Annotated in this window: 14 protein-coding genes; 1 reads left to right on the forward strand and 13 read right to left on the reverse strand. The window is 46.1% G+C overall.

From position 1 onward, the window contains the following. Positions 1-31: 31 nt before the first annotated feature. Positions 32-1678 (forward strand): glycosyl hydrolase family 28-related protein, encoded by a 1647-nt coding sequence (locus NSQ55_RS17640; RefSeq protein ID WP_076182389.1) that lies wholly within the window; start codon positions 32-34, stop codon positions 1676-1678. A 6-nt stretch (positions 1679-1684) separates the two neighbouring features. Here the strand turns inward: NSQ55_RS17640 and NSQ55_RS17645 are convergent, their stop codons facing one another. From NSQ55_RS17645 to NSQ55_RS17705, 13 genes are all read right to left on the reverse strand, one after another. Continuing rightward, positions 1685-2851 (reverse strand): DegT/DnrJ/EryC1/StrS family aminotransferase, encoded by a 1167-nt coding sequence (locus tag NSQ55_RS17645; RefSeq protein WP_339168310.1) that lies wholly within the window; start codon positions 2849-2851, stop codon positions 1685-1687. After that, positions 2848-3981 (reverse strand): GNAT family N-acetyltransferase, encoded by a 1134-nt coding sequence (locus tag NSQ55_RS17650; protein WP_076182393.1) that lies wholly within the window; start codon positions 3979-3981, stop codon positions 2848-2850. Before NSQ55_RS17650 ends, NSQ55_RS17645 begins: the two co-directional genes overlap by 4 nt. Next, the gene (locus NSQ55_RS17655; protein WP_076214686.1) at positions 3974-4771 is read right to left on the reverse strand and encodes a GNAT family N-acetyltransferase; all 798 of its coding nucleotides are present in this window, start codon (positions 4769-4771) and stop codon (positions 3974-3976) included. The genes NSQ55_RS17650 and NSQ55_RS17655 overlap by 8 nt, the downstream gene beginning before the upstream one ends. Continuing rightward, on the reverse strand, positions 4768-5394 hold the full coding sequence (locus NSQ55_RS17660; RefSeq protein WP_076129746.1) for a sugar transferase: 627 nt from the start codon (positions 5392-5394) through the stop codon (positions 4768-4770). The genes NSQ55_RS17655 and NSQ55_RS17660 overlap by 4 nt, the downstream gene beginning before the upstream one ends. A gap of 24 nt (positions 5395-5418) precedes the next feature. After that, positions 5419-6537 carry an LCP family protein gene (locus NSQ55_RS17665; RefSeq protein ID WP_254847679.1) on the reverse strand — a complete coding sequence of 373 codons (1119 nt, stop codon included), beginning with the start codon at positions 6535-6537 and terminating at the stop codon, positions 5419-5421. 3 nt (positions 6538-6540) lie between these two features. Further along, positions 6541-8451: a nucleoside-diphosphate sugar epimerase/dehydratase gene (locus tag NSQ55_RS17670; protein ID WP_076182408.1), complete on the reverse strand. Its 1911-nt coding sequence runs from the start codon at positions 8449-8451 to the stop codon at positions 6541-6543. Positions 8452-8525: 74 nt separating this feature from the next. Continuing rightward, positions 8526-9836 carry a glycosyltransferase family 4 protein gene (locus tag NSQ55_RS17675; RefSeq protein ID WP_339168314.1) on the reverse strand — a complete coding sequence of 437 codons (1311 nt, stop codon included), beginning with the start codon at positions 9834-9836 and terminating at the stop codon, positions 8526-8528. After that, positions 9784-11010, reverse strand: a complete 1227-nt coding sequence (locus NSQ55_RS17680; RefSeq protein WP_339168316.1) for an O-antigen ligase family protein — start codon at positions 11008-11010, stop codon at positions 9784-9786. The genes NSQ55_RS17675 and NSQ55_RS17680 overlap by 53 nt, the downstream gene beginning before the upstream one ends. 84 nt (positions 11011-11094) lie before the next feature. Continuing rightward, positions 11095-12330, reverse strand: coding sequence for an oligosaccharide flippase family protein (locus NSQ55_RS17685; protein ID WP_076281651.1), 1236 nt, complete (start codon positions 12328-12330; stop codon positions 11095-11097). A gap of 5 nt (positions 12331-12335) precedes the next feature. Continuing rightward, on the reverse strand, positions 12336-13043 hold the full coding sequence (locus tag NSQ55_RS17690) for a CpsD/CapB family tyrosine-protein kinase (protein WP_076182420.1): 708 nt from the start codon (positions 13041-13043) through the stop codon (positions 12336-12338). Next, positions 12991-13749 (reverse strand): Wzz/FepE/Etk N-terminal domain-containing protein, encoded by a 759-nt coding sequence (locus tag NSQ55_RS17695; RefSeq protein WP_339168319.1) that lies wholly within the window; start codon positions 13747-13749, stop codon positions 12991-12993. Before NSQ55_RS17695 ends, NSQ55_RS17690 begins: the two co-directional genes overlap by 53 nt. Before the next feature lie 251 nt (positions 13750-14000). Further along, entirely contained in the window at positions 14001-14963 is a 963-nt protein-coding gene (locus NSQ55_RS17700) for a permease prefix domain 1-containing protein (protein ID WP_076129752.1), read from the reverse strand. A 6-nt stretch (positions 14964-14969) separates the two neighbouring features. Beyond that, positions 14970-15296 (reverse strand): PadR family transcriptional regulator, encoded by a 327-nt coding sequence (locus NSQ55_RS17705; RefSeq protein ID WP_076129753.1) that lies wholly within the window; start codon positions 15294-15296, stop codon positions 14970-14972. Positions 15297-16046: the final 750 nt, after the last annotated feature.

The following is a 16046-nucleotide window of genomic DNA, read 5'->3' on the forward strand; positions in this document are numbered from 1 at the left end:
TACAAAATCAAAGGATAAAGGAGTGAAGTATATGGCTACTGCCCCTATTCCAGACAGCTCGGTGACTACGTCCATCCTTTCTGATGGTGCCGTCACATCTATTAAAATAGACCCTGAGACTAACGGTTATGTGAACGTCCGATCGTACGGCGCTGTAGGAAACGGTATTAAGGACGATACAGTAGCGATTCAAAATGCTATCAATGCGGGAAACGCCAAAAACAAAGTAGTAATCTTTCCTCCAGGTGTATATAAGGTATCTTCGGGACGCATGCGTAACCCCTCCATCCTCGACTGGTGGTGTCTTCGAATTCCAGCCAAAACGAATTTAAGCTTTGAAGCCGGCTCCAAACTTGTGCTTGCCCCGAACCCACCCTCAGACACTAGGGTTCTAGTAATCTTAAATGCCTCAAATATCACAATCGCGGGCACCCTTGAAATTGATGGAAGTGCATCGACTGTTAAAACAGCCGTCAACGATCAGCTTCACGGCTTGTTCATTTCTTCTTCGCAAAATATAACGATAGAGTCAGTGTACTCTCACGATTGCTATGGGGATAATATCTTCATTGGGGGGACAGAAGAAATCCCCTCCGTTAATGTGCACATCGGATATGCACGCTGTGAGACTGCTGGACGAAAGAACTTTGTGGTCCATTTTGTAGACCAGCTTCATGTCAACAGAGCGGTTCTGAATAATAGCCGCGGTGGCGCGCCTGGTTTTACTGGTGCTAACTCTCTCGATCTTGAACCCGATGTCTTTAAAGGAACGCGCAGCTTTTATCAGCGATTCGACTCCTTGACAACCATAGGTTTCGGTAACGACCTATCAGCAGGGCTTACAGATGCTATCGCTAGACTCTGGACACTCGACATCGGTTCACTAGATATGCGTGTAAGCGGATCGGTAAGTCCAGCCTTACTGTCCTATGGACTAACGCTGAAAATCAATCACTTGGCTATCCGCTCCACCGATCATAAAGCTAGCTTCGGTCTACAGACGATCTATTCACAATTTATTGATATCGCTAGCGCCAAGTTCGATGGCATCGGGGGCCCTGCGATCTATGCAGCGTTTAATGCTGCCGGAGGTAAACCAAGATTGCATATCGGTTCGTTAGGAATGTACGGTTCGGGTTCCACCTTAGCAAGTGGTGTCCGAATCGACGGAGGAGATCTTTATGTGGGGACGATAGATGCACAGGATTTAACGGGCAATACCTTGCATTTATTCACAACGGAGTCTGACGCGATGGCTACTGTCGACAATATGATCGTCCGCAATAGCGGAACCAATCAGGTAGTGCTAGTCTCTTCTTACGGTGCAGCCAAACCGTCTCTGCGCCTCAATAATGTAGCGGTGTTTGATACCCGAGCAGTGAAGGTAAAGCGAATTCTAGAATTCGAAACACTAATCGGCATGCAAGGCACATCACTAGGAACCTTGTATAATCCATATTCGCTCCCTGAATGGTTCTCGACCTACGGTAACTTCAAACGGGCCATTCGCCTCACTGGCGGGGCAGTGTTGCCCGCGGTGTTCATAGTAGAGGGTTCGCCCGAGGGAGTCGTAACCGCCCCAGTTGGCAGTCTGGCCATGCGAACGGATGGCACGGCACAAGCCACTTTGTATGTGAAGGAAAGCGGATCAGCTGCCAGCGGATGGAAGGCTAAATAAGATGAATCAACGGTATTGGTTACATGTCTCTATCGCATAAACGACACGTTCCAAATCATCATCTGATAAAGAGCTTCCAGAAGGCAGGCAGACACCTGTTGAAAATAATTTATCCGATACACTGTATTCCTCACTGTAAGGATAGTAGTAATTGCTCTCGAACAAGGGTTGTAAATGCAGCGGTTTCCATACAGGTCTAGCTTCGATATTGTGCTGTTCCAGACATGACAGGAGTTGTTGTGAAGAGAACCCCGCCACTTCTTCATCGATGGTCAGCGCACTCAACCAGTGCGTGCTGCGACAATTGCGCGCTTCCGGCATAAAATGAAGACCCGGTATGGAACCTAACCGTTCCCTATATCGCCGGCCAATAGATCTGCGCCGTTCAACCCGCTCGTCAAGCAGTTCTAATTGACCGCGTCCTATGGCTGCCAACAGGTTGCTTAACCGATAGTTGTATCCCATTTCGGAATGTTGATAATGAGGGGCAGTGTCTCGGGCTTGCGTAGACCAGAAGCGCGCTTGATCTAAGGCTTCGGTATCGTCGGATACGAGCATGCCCCCACCTGACGTCGTAATAATCTTATTTCCGTTGAAAGAATAGATTCCGAATCGGCCCCAGGTTCCGCTGGCCTTGCCTTGATAGAAAGCACCTAGTGATTCGGCAGCATCTTCAATCAAGGTAATTCCATATCGGTCCGCTATTTCTACAATGGGCTCCATGTCTGCGCTTTGTCCGTATAAATTGACGACAACAGCCGCTTTTGGCAGCAGTCCTTTGTCATTCAAAGCTTGGCAGGCCCGCTGAAAAGCTAGCGGACACATGTTCCAGGTCTCAGGCTCTGAATCGACAAATACGGGGGTGGCCCCCAAATATAAAATAGGATTGGCGCTAGCAACGAACGTGAGCGTTGAACAGATCACGTAATCTCCTTGTGTGACACCGGCTAGACGAAGTGCGAGATGAATCGCCGCCGTGCCAGAGCTTAACGCTAGTGCACCCTTTGATCCTGTGTAGGCGGCCATCTCCCGCTCGAACGCATCAACTTGCGGACCAATAGGAGCAATCCAACCAGAGTGTATCGCCTCCTCCATGTAGACCTGCTCACGTCCACTAATATGCGGCGGGGATAACAAGATTCGTGGCAGAATGCTCGTTTGACGAATGCTCATGCGAAGCTCCTTTCTCCATTTGGACCGATTTCTTCAGATGGAATACATATCATATCGAGATCTGGATGCCGATAGAGCGGAAAGTAATTTCCTGATATTCTGGTGTCACAAAAGGATATGATCCGCTCATACAACTCTGGGAAAAAGATTCGTTTACCTAAGTAATAGTCAAGGGGTTCCAGTTGTGTCGCGAATCTATGCTTGAATTGAAATAAGTCGTCATTCCCCTTATATCCCCCGCCAAGATGAAAACATTCAAAGCCATTTTCCATCCCCCACTTGGCTGCTGCGTGTATTAGCAATTTGGTAGGTGACCACTGCAGATAGGCGCGATCCCAACCACATAGGTGATAATGCATCCACGGTCGTTCATGTAACACGATGCTGGTCGCCACCGTTTTCTCCCCATCCATAGCTTCGAATAGCTCTACTCTCCCCTCAAGTAGATGACTAGTATCTTCTATAAATTTTTTGGGAAAATAATAAAAAGAATCCGCCTGTAAATCGTTTAGTGTTCCGTAATACAATTCACTGAAGGACTCAATACGATCCTTCAGATTCGAATTTCGAATCGTAAAGGGTGCGGACTTTAATTTATGAATATTCCGTTTATGATTGCTGCCATAATGCCGGATGAGCTCTGACTCCGAACCCACAGTCAAATCAATATAAATTGTATTCCTATTCCATTCGGTGGTCAGACCACTTTGATATTCCGTAGCGTTGCCAATCAAGGGATGAAATCTTACAAACTCGGTCATGATCTTTTTCTCTCTACAGTAATCCGTGAACGTTTCACTGAATTGCCGGTACAGCTCACTTCGTTCGGCTCCCGGAGGGAGATTCGATATCGGTCCCCCGTATCCATAGGGTGTACTAATGTCGTACCAATCGCCTTCAAGCCCCAGTTGGATTACGGCAGGAAGATGGCTTATGGAGCGAAGTAAGTAAGGATAAACTATGAGCTGATCTCCCTGCTTAAAAACAAACAGCTCTGCCTGCTGATGCTCTCCATCCTCAAACAGCCGAAAAAACGCTGAGGAGAAATAGATATCCTTCGTCTCTAGCTGGTTCAAATAGGCATCCCATTCCGCTGAACTAGAGCTGCCTAACACGATGAAGTTACTCATACAACACCTCTTGATTCTCCAATAGTTTGATCATACGTATACTTTCAGTGCTTAAGATTAGCCCGGGGTCTCGCTCACGCAAATAAGCATCTGAAGAAAGCAACAGCAGCCTTTTCTCCCGGTCTAAATCCATTAATACGTCTGTCAAAAGATTGCAGCCACTCCACCCTCCACTTTGCAGTTGGATACGATAATACTGTTCACCTAACCGGCCCACAACTGAAGTCTCTTCCTTCGTTCTAATCTTAAGAGAAGAGAATCCATACTTTTGATGATGTGCCTCTGCCATCGGATAATCATCTATGATGTACGCCAATGCTTCTCTATCCCTATCAATCGATGGAGCCAAATCTCTTACATACCAGTAAGTCCGGCCTTCCTCTGCAAAACCAAGCCGCAAATACCAAGCATGAGCTTGCTCATTCCACGAAAATACATCAAGTGCCAGCTTCGAAATGCCATCCTTTTGGGCTAATGTCTCCCCGTACGCCATAAGCTTGCCGCCGATGCCATCTTTTCGATAAGCTGCGTCCACATTCAAGTTATTCAGAACCAGCATCTGCTCCATTCTTCGCCATTCAGCGAATCCAATAAGAAGCTCTTCAGAATAGGCACCAATCAGCAGTGTTGCTGAATGGCTTCCGCATTTACATGCTGCTTTCAAATATTCGGGATAACCGCCACAGGCGAATATGGTTTGATTGTAGACCGACTCTGGCAAGTTGCTCTGTAAGAGCCGGCATGCAAGGTGAATATCATCTTCCTGAAGCGGACTAAACCGCAAATTCATGCCGACCCCTCCTTTTGGTTCATTCTGTACTCATCGAGCGGCAGACTATGCTCACCCGGATTGGCCACAACGTCATCTTGGCGGATCACCTTCAGCACAGTTTTGCATAAGATCAACGCATCTAATCTAAAGCTTAGCTTCTCAACATAGGTAACGTCATAGGAGAGCCGCTGTTTCCACTCCGAAGTATTACGTCCAGATACCTGCGCCAATCCCGTTATTCCGGGTCTTACAGTAAATCGCAGCCGCTCCCGTTCAGAGTAATGCGGGCTGTAACGGATGAGCAAAGGTCTTGGTCCGATCAGACTCATTTCTCCCTTCACAACATTTACTAATTGCGGGAGCTCATCCAGACTCAGCTTTCGAATCAATCCGCCGAATTTGATATAACGCCGAGCATCCGATAACGGCTGGCCCTGCGCATCATACATTTCAGCCATGGTTCGGAACTTGTAGATGTAGAAGGGTCTTTCTCCCATTCCCGGCCGCTGCTGCTTGAACAAAATAGGACTTCCCAGCTTTATCCGAAGCAGCAACGCCACCACAGCCATGACCGGACTAAACACACCTAACATAACGATCGCTCCCACCAAATCGAAGCCCCGCTTCATATGGCGATACATGGTAGTCTTTCCCCCGCCTTTCTCTTATTCCGTAAAAAGACGTTCTGTAAGTGACTTTACCTCTTCCGGATTTGCACTCCAATAATACACTTTGGTTCGGACGAGCGGATCTAGAGCAGAGCTGTTATGGCCAGGAATCTGTTCGTAAGCAAAATCCGCGGAATCCATTCCCTTGAATAGCCAAGCTAAGCTCATCAAATCACTGTCACTAAAACTCGTATCAATAATGTCTTTCTTTTCACGCAGTAGCAGTCCAGCTAAATCAGGAATATGCTCCGGACTTAATAGCTTTTTGGCTACAGCCCGAACGATATTGAATTGCTCCCGTTGGCGGCTAAAGTCACCCTCCGGAGTCGAGTAGCGCTCCCTTGCTAAATAAAGCGTGTGGGCACCATCCAGATGCTGCTCACCTTTCTTGATGGTGATCTCCGGAGTGATGGTCACATCCTGATCAATCAGCATATCGATCCCGCCGATCGAATCGATGAAATCACGAACACCGGAGAAGTTCGTCTTGATGTAGTAATGAATAGGAATATTCATAAAATCACTAACGGCTTGAATCAGTGTCAGCGTACCCTGCTGATTCCCACCCTTTGTTTCACCAACGATATGTGCATGATTGATCTTGGTATAACCGACGTTCTGCACATAAACCCGCGTGTCCCGCGGCACAGATACGATATTCACCTTCCGTTGATCCGGCATCACATGGGCAACCATGATCGTATCTGCCCGCGAGCTTTCTCCGCCCCAAGTGTCTGTTCCAATTAGCACTACATTAAAGGATGAGCTTTTCTTGTCTGTTGGAGATGTCACCGCAGTTGGAGTCTGTGTAGAAGTTGTAAGGGTAAGCTCATCCGTTTGAGCTTGTGGGGCTGGTGTGCTGAGCGATTGCACCATCGTTTCATTGTCCGTAACCACATTAGAGCTAGGGATCGTCAAAGGGTTAAGAATCGCCTTATTAAAACGATGCTCTGGATTCAATATCCCTCCAATCCAGATCCCCCCAACTACAACCACAACAAGAATAACAATCAGGCTGTATCGTCCCACCCGCCGCATGCGTGAACGTTTACCTGTAATTGCCTTGTCGCGCTTGCCCCATAATCTTGTCATCCATGAATGCTTAGTCGACTTCATAGGTCAGATTCCCGCATGAACTTCGGATTTAATGCGTTCAAGATCATGTGTGCCCACCTGCGGTTCTTCCTGAAAGCCCGAATAGCTTGGAATTAGCTGCTTTAGCAGTTTTTTGATCTGATGACTGCTTGGCATCAGTTCATACCGTTTGCACAAGTTCTCCAGAACCCCCAACACCAAATTCAGTTCAGATCTGGAGACACTTTGCGGGCGGCTAATCATAATACGGTAGTTGTTAGTGACCAATAATCCTTCTTCTTCAGTCAAAAGCTCCTCAAACAATTTTTCTCCAGGACGAATGCCAGTGACTACAATGGGAATATCTTTGTCAGGCTCGAGACCCGACAAGCGGATTAAATCCCTCGCTAGATCGTATATACGAACTGGCTTACCCATATCCAGCACAAACACTTCTCCCCCTTGTGCCAGCACACTTGCTTGAATAACCAACTGTACCGCTTCGGGTATCGTCATGAAGTAACGCACCATATCCATATGTGTAACCGTCACCGGGCCGCCGTTTTCGATTTGTCTTTTGAATAACGGAATGACACTGCCCCGACTGCCCAGCACATTACCAAAACGTACAGCGGCAAAAACCGTCTTACTTAAGGAATTCTGATCATTAATGATCATTTCCGCGGCTCGTTTCGTGGCCCCCATAACACTGGTAGGATTAACCGCCTTATCCGATGAGATGAGGATGAACCGTTTAGCGCCATATTTAGCACTCGCTTCCGCTACATTCCTTGTGCCGATCACATTATTTTTAACTGCCTCTACTGGATTCATCTCCATAAGAGGAACATGCTTGTGAGCAGCGGCATGATACACAATGGAGGGGCGGAACTTTTGAAAAACGTTATCGATCCGCGATACATCCTGAATGTCCGCTATAATGGGATGAATGATCTGATCGGGATATAACTGCCGCAACTCTTGTTCAATAAGATAAATGCTATTTTCTCCATGCCCCAAAAGCAGCATTTCCTTCGGACGATACGCAGCCAATTGCCGGCATAATTCCGAACCAATTGAACCGCCTGCACCCGTGATGAGAATACACTCGCTTCCCAAATTCTCACGAATCTCTTCCGTATTAATTTCTACGGGGCTTCTCCCCAGCAAATCATTTACGGATACTTCACGGATCATGTTAATGGCCATTTTCCCGTCCAAAATATCGGTCATACTAGGCATTAACTTGATCTGAGCTTTGGTAGATTTGCAGATTTCGATGATCTCCAGTAATTCCTTTTGAGGAGCCGTAGGCAAAGCGATGATAATGAACGAAATATCCAGCTGCTCGACTGCCTGGGGAATGAAGTTACGGTTACCGACAATCGGCAACCCCATAAGCTCCAGCTTGCGCTTTGAGATATCATCATCTATGAAGGCAACTGGGTTCATGAATTTAAATCTTGAATGCTTGATATCTTTGGTAACGAGGATGCCTGCTTTTCCCGCCCCAACGATTAGCAGATTGCCTTCGGATGAACCCTTTATTCCCAGTGTTTCGAATCTATCGTTGATGAGGCGGTTAACTAAACGTAAGCCGGCAATGCCGAGAAATACGTAACCCGCTGCAAAATAAATCGAAATCGGCAATCGATAGGAAGGGACGAATACATGCGCAGATACATTGACAGCAACCACTCCGCAAAGTGTTAAAGCACTCACTTTTAGCAGCTGCAATAACTCACCTATACCGGTGTATCGCCAAATATTGTTATACACCTTGAATCCAAATGAGAACGCTGCGTACACCATAATGTGAATGAGTATCGCCCACGGAAGCATCCACATGTACTGCTCAGGGATTTGAAAATCAAACCGAAGTAAAAACACAAGCCACACTGAAGCCGCTATAATTCCCGCATCCAACATGACTAAACGTACGATCCGCATTTTCATCACTTCTTTCTCCCTAATTAACTAATTATTCGTTTATTCGTTTATTCGTTTGTTGTCGTATATGCGAGAATGAATTATCTATCTGCTGTCAGACCCGTTTGTACTTCAGACGGAAATGGCTTTATCCCTGGTTCTTTCAGCGCTTCTATATAAATCGAGTCCATTTCACGAAGCACCGCTGGCAATCCATAGCGAATAATCCTGTCCTTGTTCGCCTTACCCATTGCTGCGGTCAAAGCTGCGTCCGCTCGCAGTTGAACCAGTGCTTTTGCCGTAGCGGCAATATCATCCACTGGAACCAACATGCCCGTTGACTCATGCTCAATCAAATCGCGAATGCCCCGAATATGAGTGCCGATCACGGGTTTGCCTGCTGCCATCGCCTCCATAATCGCCCGGGGTAACCCCTCACGATAGGACACAAGTGCCGCAACATCACACGCTTGTAGCAAATCCGGTATATCTCTTCTGAACCCCAGAAAATGCACTTGATCCCTAACCTTTAACCGAGTAGCAAGTTCTATAAGGGTTTGCTCGAAAGGACCTGTACCTGCGAATGCTAGATGAATATCTCTTGCTTGATCACCCAAATGATGTAGTGCTTCGATCAACTGTTTTTGGTTCTTGTTAGCATTTAACTCAGCGACGCAGAGAACAACGAATGAAGGATTATCATTGTCACTCTTAGGTAAATCAAATAGCTGGTGACGACTTTCCCCCATCATTTTTGCAATTTCATTATCCCCCTCACCGCTACCGTATACCTGAAGATCAAGCCCGACTCCGCTCACATAAGTTACTTTTTTTCGCACAGGGAATTTCTGAGCACGCTCATAATCTTCACTATTAATGGTGATCAGTACATCCGTCCAACGTGCCATCAAATACTCCAACGGATAATAAAGCATCCAGTTCAGAAAAGGAGCACCTTTAAAAAAATGAAAACCATGAGCTGTATACAATACGCTAGGGACACCTGCTCTATGGGCTGCAATCCGTCCGAGAATCGAAGCCACTGGTGTATGTACATGGACGAACTGAAATTTTTCCGCTTGGAAGCTTTTCGTTAAGATCCGCAGAGCCGTCCAATTCTTCAACTGTAAAGGACTTCGTTGTATAGATACGTCGTGACATACAATTCCCCGCTGTTCCAAGCGCTGTCTGGCTTCGCCCGGCTGAGCGTAAGCATGGACTTCACACCCTTTTTGCAGCAATAACACCATGTAAGGTAAATGAAAACTCTCGAAATGCCCATATATGGAGGCTACAAAAGCAACCTTTGCTTGTAAGCCACCCTCAGCTGGAATACTCCCGATGTCCTTACTTGAGCTTTTATTGAGGTTGCTCTGCTCGTTGTCGAAGCTTGCGCCCAGTTGACCGTTCAACGTGTTGGGTTCGATAGGGCATCTCTCCTTTCAGGTTTTTGTCTGTTAACCGGATGCAAGCTCCGTTCATCGCCATCATGAACCACCAATACCGCTGGAATAACGCCTCAATACCCATCGATAAACCAATCATCGCCGCATGGGACAACAGCAATGCCATAATAATTGGCCTATGAATGGGATCTGCTGCACGATAAGAACGGATACCCACAATGAAGAACCAAATCATAAATCCGCCATATACAATCAAGCCCAATAAGCCGAATTCAGTCAAAAACCATATTGGCGTGTTGTGGATAATAATGCGCAGTTCGTAATTATAGGAACCAAGCCCAATGCCTAATAATGGACTTTGTGCGATCCAATCCACCGCTTTGTCAATGATGTCAAGACGCGACTGGATCTGGGAAGGTCTGCTGGACATAGACTCCAGCACATTTAGATAAGCGGTGCCTTTATACAGCAGCAGAGCTATAAAAGCCACACCAAACCCCATTCCGATCTTGATCAGTCTGGAAGGTTTGGTAATCAAAAGTGTAAGTAATACAAGGAAGAGACCAATCCATGACGAGCGCGAGAAAGTCATCATAATGCCCCCGGCTAAGCTTATCGTCGCTAATATGCTGACCCATCCCCGCAGCAGCTTTATCTTCTCCCCACTCGTCATGATATGAATGGCAAAAGCCGTCACCAGCAATCCCCCGTATGCATTGGGATCAATTAACATGCCGGACAACCGCCCGTCTTGCACCATGAACGGAACCTTTACTCCGCTGAAAAAAGCAAATAGGGCAACACCATTTAAGAGCAGCACACTGGTCAGAAAAAATCGGAGCATCTTATATAACCGTTCCCAGCTATCTACGGCTTGCACAAGCATGATGTAGGTCAACAAAAGGAGTATGAATCCAATATCTTTTTGCAATAAGGCGTATTGGGTTATGAAGCCGTTGCGCCAAATGGATACAAAGGAAGCTAGAACAAAAATGAACAGCATGCCCCAATGCCATGAACTGAATATCCTCCGGTCCAATTTGAGATGGAATCCAGCGGCAAACAAACCTAACATTAAGAAGAGATCCGACGGGGCGATACGGAAGGCTCCACCAAAATCAATCTGTGCCGGAAGGCATATGATATACCCCATGACCGCAAACAGAAATAAATTGTGCATGGTGTAGGGCTTCCCTACAACAGATACAGATGTCATACAAGTTCCTACTTTCCTACTTTCCTACTTTCCTATAAAACAAAGAACTTATGCTGCCGCTTCCGACTGTTCCCGATTTCTTACCTTTCCGATGACACGATACAGCACAACTACACTGCCAATCATCTGTACAAATAACGACGAACTAGCTCCCATCGCAGCACCTACTACCCCGTAATGAGGTACGAAGATCAGACAACATAAGCCATTAGTGAATGCTGTGCACAGAAACAATGGAATCTGGGCTTTGTACCTTCCGGTAGCCGTTATGGCGTACCACAGGTAGGATGAAATAAATACCAGCATGGTGGACGCCAGCAGCCAATGAAACAACCCTAACTCTCCTGCCACGTCTGAACTGAATAATAAGGTTAACAGCTTGTGTCCAAACAACCACCCTATCAAACAAGCGACCGCACTAAAACCCAAACCCATCGCTATCATTCGGCTGAGTAAAGTGACAAACTCCTTGTGTCTCCCGGCTGAATGCCACCTGGCAAGACGTGGTGTTATGGCTTCACCAAGTGCGGTGACGACAACATTACAGGCAACAATCATATATGAGAGTGAAGCATAAATACCTAAGTCATGCTCCCCTTTAAAATAGGAAATCGCGTATAATGGGATATTCGTATTTAACGACATCAACGCCAACACCACGCCTAGCGGTGAACTGACGATCAGTAAACTCCATAGGCTTCTTTTGTTGAAGAGTGGCCTGAGAGAAGTGTATATTCTCGCTTTACGAGCATCATATCCAATCGTTATCGCTAACCATCCGATAATCATGACTAACAAGGCAAGAATAAGGCTCTGTGTAGGGATAAATACGAGGATGAAGATTAGAATGGAGAATAACCCTTTTGCCATTCTGGAGATTGAGATTTGATCTAATCTCTCCTCCTTTTGAACGATGCCTAATAAAATATCACTGATTGATTCAACGATTCTATACAGACCGATGAAGAAAATAACCAATGCTGTATTCCAATCCAAACCACTCATTATGCAAAAACCTGCGGTAATCGTAAACGCAAGGGCGGTTGTTATCAGCCGTAAGCCCAGAAAGTCTCCAAAACTGTATTTCCCCGATGAATCAACGATTAATACGGAACGAAGATGTAGATGCGACAGCATAAAGATCGGAGCAGTAACTGCAAGCCCTAGCGAATATTGCCCCACGATTGCCGATGACCCGAATTTATTCAGCAGGATCACAATCACAAACTGAGCACCAGCGTAAGTGATATTCCCGAGCAAATAACGAAGAGAAGCAAATGACATAGACGTCAGACCATTCCTGAAGAAGAGGCCCACTCGGCAAAATCTTCACCACGAATCTTGGAACGCCTGCTCTTTTTCCGATAATTCAATACGGCTCCCAGCAAATGTGCTCCCTGCTGCTCTAGCAAGTGCTTGGCAGAACTCGTGTGCTTTAAGAGCACTTTTCCGGATTTCACAACTAGCAATACCCCCTCAGTCATCGTTGCCAAAATAAGGGCATCCGAAAATGGCATTAATACAGAGGATGAGTCGATGACAATCGTATCAAAACGCACGCTCAGCTCTGCAAACAATCGCTTCATTCCTTCAGAGCCTAATAATTCAGCGGGATTTGGTGAAATCGGACCAGAGGTCAATACTGACAAACCTTCTGCATCCTCAATCGAAATAATGCAATCCTCTAAGCGGGTATGATCCACTAAGATACTGCTAAGTCCGATCCAATTAGGCAGATCAAATGCCTTATGCACCGTTGGCGTACGTAGATCCCCATCAATGAGAAGAACTGTCTTACCAGCTTCCGCCATGGCAATCGCCAGATTTATCGCTACCGTTGATTTTCCTTCATCCGGAAGCGAGCTTGTGACTAATAAAGAGCGGATCTCTCCACCAACGCGGGTATAACGAATATTGGAGCGTATGCTTCGGAATTGATCTCCGCTAGATGACTTCGGTTGTTCCAGGCAATATAATTTTGGCGTTCTCTTCTTCATAACTTGTGGCTCCTTCTGCTGATTTGGTTTTCGCTTTATTCCGCTGTTTACGTGGCTTCAATTTGCCCACGGTTCCCAGAAGCGGAAGCTGCAAATCAAGCTGAATATCTTTGGCACTTCTCACGGGTTTCTCCATCAATTCCCGGAGGATAGAGATTGCGATCCCGGTAATCAGCGCCAATCCGAAGGCAACAGCCATATTAAAGACCGGCTTAGGTGAGACAGGATCAGAAGGAACCTTGGCACGGTCGAGAAATACAACATTCTCCACTCCCATAATCGATTGAATATTCGCATTAAAGGCTTCTCCAAAGCCATTCGCAATATCTGTTGCCCGTTGAGCTTTTGAATTGGTCACAATTACCGTTGTTACGAGTGATTCACTATTGGTTCTTGTCTTCACATTTTTGAGCAACTCTTCCGCTGTCATTTTTAGCTGCAGCTTTCTGACAACCTCTTCCGCTATCCTGCTGCTTCGAATGATCTCCCCGTAAGTGGTTACCAGCTTTTGTCCGGCCATAATGTCATTAATTGCTTTCTGCTGCCTGTCCCCTTGAATAAGTATAGAAGCTGTCGCCTCGTATTTCGGCTGTAAAACATAATAGCTAACACTACCAGCGAGCCCGACTGCAGCGATACATAATACAATAATGAACAGCAGCCTACGTTTTACTAGTTTCAAAATGCTGCCCAGTTCGAATTCCATCGATCATTTCTCCTAACTAGTTAATGTATTGTCGCCTCTTTAACAAGATTATTGTTGTATATTCATATTCTCCTTCTCTCAACATATGTCCAAGTCCGTACTTAAAATTTAAATGTCAAAATATTAAAGGGCTCATTTAGCTCACCTGTTAAAATCCAACAAAAAAAGGCATTCTTCCAGTAAAATCAACTGGTAGAATACCTTACATATAATCTATCTAGTTCAGGAATGTACAAGTGCAGTTAACACCATCAGGAGATATCTTTACGTTTCAGAACATGATGAACATTGCTTAACATGCCGGATAGAACTCCAGCAATTGGGAATACTGCCCAATTTACGTCCCAGCGCCCATAGACAAAACCCGTGAACAGAAAAATCGCCGTCGCCAAAGGCCATAATACAGCCCCAACAACTCCAACAAATCGGTTCTCTTCCTGCTTCTCTGCAGTGATATTCGGCTCCTCCAGCAACTTCGTATAAGTACCCTGGATATTCCCGTAATAGATGAACAAAAACACCGCCACAGCTGCAATAAACAGAAAAGCAGCGACTCCATAGGGAGCATAGTCATCGTTGACATAGCTAGTGGTAAAGATAAAAGCCGGCGACAGCACGCATAGGCAGACTCCTGTAATCAGAGAAAGACGGTAAGTCGGAGCATAAAGACTTTGGCTGCGTTGAAGCGCCATTTTTAGAGCATAAGGCAGCTGAAAGCCTTGCTCCAGACTCTTAAAGCGATCCAGCTTCATTCCGCTGTGTATAAACATCCCGACCGCGATAGCGACCAGCACGAACATTCCGACCAGCCCCAGCATCGAACCTTTATCACTCATAACAGCCTTATTTTCAAATATTGTATCCAGGGTGATCAAAAACGCCACTCCGCATGCGCAGAGAAAAACGCCGATCCCCGTCCATAATCCAGCGCTTCGTCTGGCCGCCGCATAAGCGTAAACCTCTTCTTCCGTCAGCACCGGAATAGCCTGTTCTGGCGCAACTGGATCGATGCCAAGCTCTGCTGTCAGCTCTTCAATATTGCCGAATTCCGATATGACGATACCAATCGCCTCATTCTCCGACTTGCCAGCAAGCTTCAGCTCCAGGTACTTCTCCTCCATCCCTGATAGCAGCTCTTGCTTCAGATGTTCCAGTTCCGGAGTTTTTGGCAGACCCGCAAACATATTATCCAGATATACTATGATCGTCTCCATGCTCTATCACCACTCCTTGATAAATTGGTTTACAACTTGCTGTGTAACCTTCCATTCCTCACATTTTTCTCGGTAATAGGCGAGACCCAAAGGGGTGATCCGGTAATACGTACGCCGCTTACCAAGACTCTCATCCAGATAAAAGGATTCTATATATCCGTTTTTCTCCAGTCGGGTGAAGGCAGAATATAACGTTGTCTCCTTCATGACATATTTCTCCTGCGTTAACTGCCTGATATTTTTGGAAATCTCGTACCCGTAAGATTCCCCGTCCAGCAGCATGTATAGGATCATCGTATCATTGTAGCCGCGTATAACATCACTGCTGATCAAAAATATCCCCCCATGATTACTTCATCTGTCGTAGTAGTTGCAGTATAACATAATTACTACGACAGATGAAGTAGTTAATGGGAAAATAGGCCAACATAATTTGAGGACCGATCCTTCCTTGATTAAATCACAATTGCTGTCTGCGCATGACGTAGCTTCCAATACGGGGTTAGGTATACGAAGGTGCAGGCCAGTAGTGTTTGCGGGGACGATGGTGTTTACTAGTAGGCTGTTTGCGAGGGCGGGGGTGTTCACCAATTGGTTGTTTGCAGGACGATGGTGTTTACTAGTAGGCTGTTTGCATAGACGATAGTGTTCGCCAATTGGTTGTTTGCAGGACGATGGTGTTTACTAGTAGGCTGTTTGCGAAGTCGATAGTGTTCATCAATTGGTTGTTTGCAGGACGATAGTGTTTACTAGTAGGCTGTTTGCATATACGGTGACGTTTACCTACTCTTAGTTTGGCGGATGAGGTACTATCGGACTCAGTTGGCGTTATTCGAGGCATTTTACTACTTTTCAGGTTCTATCGGACTCCAACGCTCCTATTGGCGCACAAAACATCATATTTAGGGCCCTTTCTAGGGAATAGCTGCACTGGAGTCCGAAACTGCGCTGGAACTGCGAAAAACATACTAATAACGCCATTGGGGTCCGTTAGCCTTCCTTGCCCCATTATCTATTGAAGCAACAAACCAACGCTGGTTTGTTTTCCTTTTTATTGAACCTTAATACAATAAGGTTGACTGC

It is taken from the genome of Paenibacillus sp. FSL H7-0943, assembly GCF_037963265.1.
In the GTDB taxonomy this organism is placed as follows: Bacteria; Bacillota; Bacilli; order Paenibacillales; family Paenibacillaceae; genus Paenibacillus_AQ; species Paenibacillus_AQ odorifer.

Excerpts from the sequence above, each read along its gene's own strand:
- NSQ55_RS17650 (WP_076182393.1), bottom strand. The coding sequence starts at position 3,981 with ATGAGTAACTTCATCGTGTTAGGCAGCTCTAGTTCAGCGGAATGGGAT.
- NSQ55_RS17655 (WP_076214686.1), bottom strand. The coding sequence starts at position 4,771 with ATGAATTTGCGGTTTAGTCCGCTTCAGGAAGATGATATTCACCTTGCA.
- NSQ55_RS17695 (WP_339168319.1), bottom strand. The coding sequence starts at position 13,749 with ATGGAATTCGAACTGGGCAGCATTTTGAAACTAGTAAAACGTAGGCTG.
- NSQ55_RS17665 (WP_254847679.1), bottom strand. The coding sequence starts at position 6,537 with ATGAAGTCGACTAAGCATTCATGGATGACAAGATTATGGGGCAAGCGC.
- NSQ55_RS17680 (WP_339168316.1), bottom strand. The coding sequence starts at position 11,010 with ATGCACAATTTATTTCTGTTTGCGGTCATGGGGTATATCATATGCCTT.
- NSQ55_RS17685 (WP_076281651.1), bottom strand. The coding sequence starts at position 12,330 with ATGTCATTTGCTTCTCTTCGTTATTTGCTCGGGAATATCACTTACGCT.
- NSQ55_RS17700 (WP_076129752.1), bottom strand. The coding sequence starts at position 14,963 with ATGGAGACGATCATAGTATATCTGGATAATATGTTTGCGGGTCTGCCA.
- NSQ55_RS17660 (WP_076129746.1), bottom strand. The coding sequence starts at position 5,394 with ATGTATCGCCATATGAAGCGGGGCTTCGATTTGGTGGGAGCGATCGTT.
- NSQ55_RS17645 (WP_339168310.1), bottom strand. The coding sequence starts at position 2,851 with ATGAGCATTCGTCAAACGAGCATTCTGCCACGAATCTTGTTATCCCCG.
- NSQ55_RS17640 (WP_076182389.1), top strand. The coding sequence starts at position 32 with ATGGCTACTGCCCCTATTCCAGACAGCTCGGTGACTACGTCCATCCTT.
- NSQ55_RS17670 (WP_076182408.1), bottom strand. The coding sequence starts at position 8,451 with ATGAAAATGCGGATCGTACGTTTAGTCATGTTGGATGCGGGAATTATA.
- NSQ55_RS17690 (WP_076182420.1), bottom strand. The coding sequence starts at position 13,043 with ATGAAGAAGAGAACGCCAAAATTATATTGCCTGGAACAACCGAAGTCA.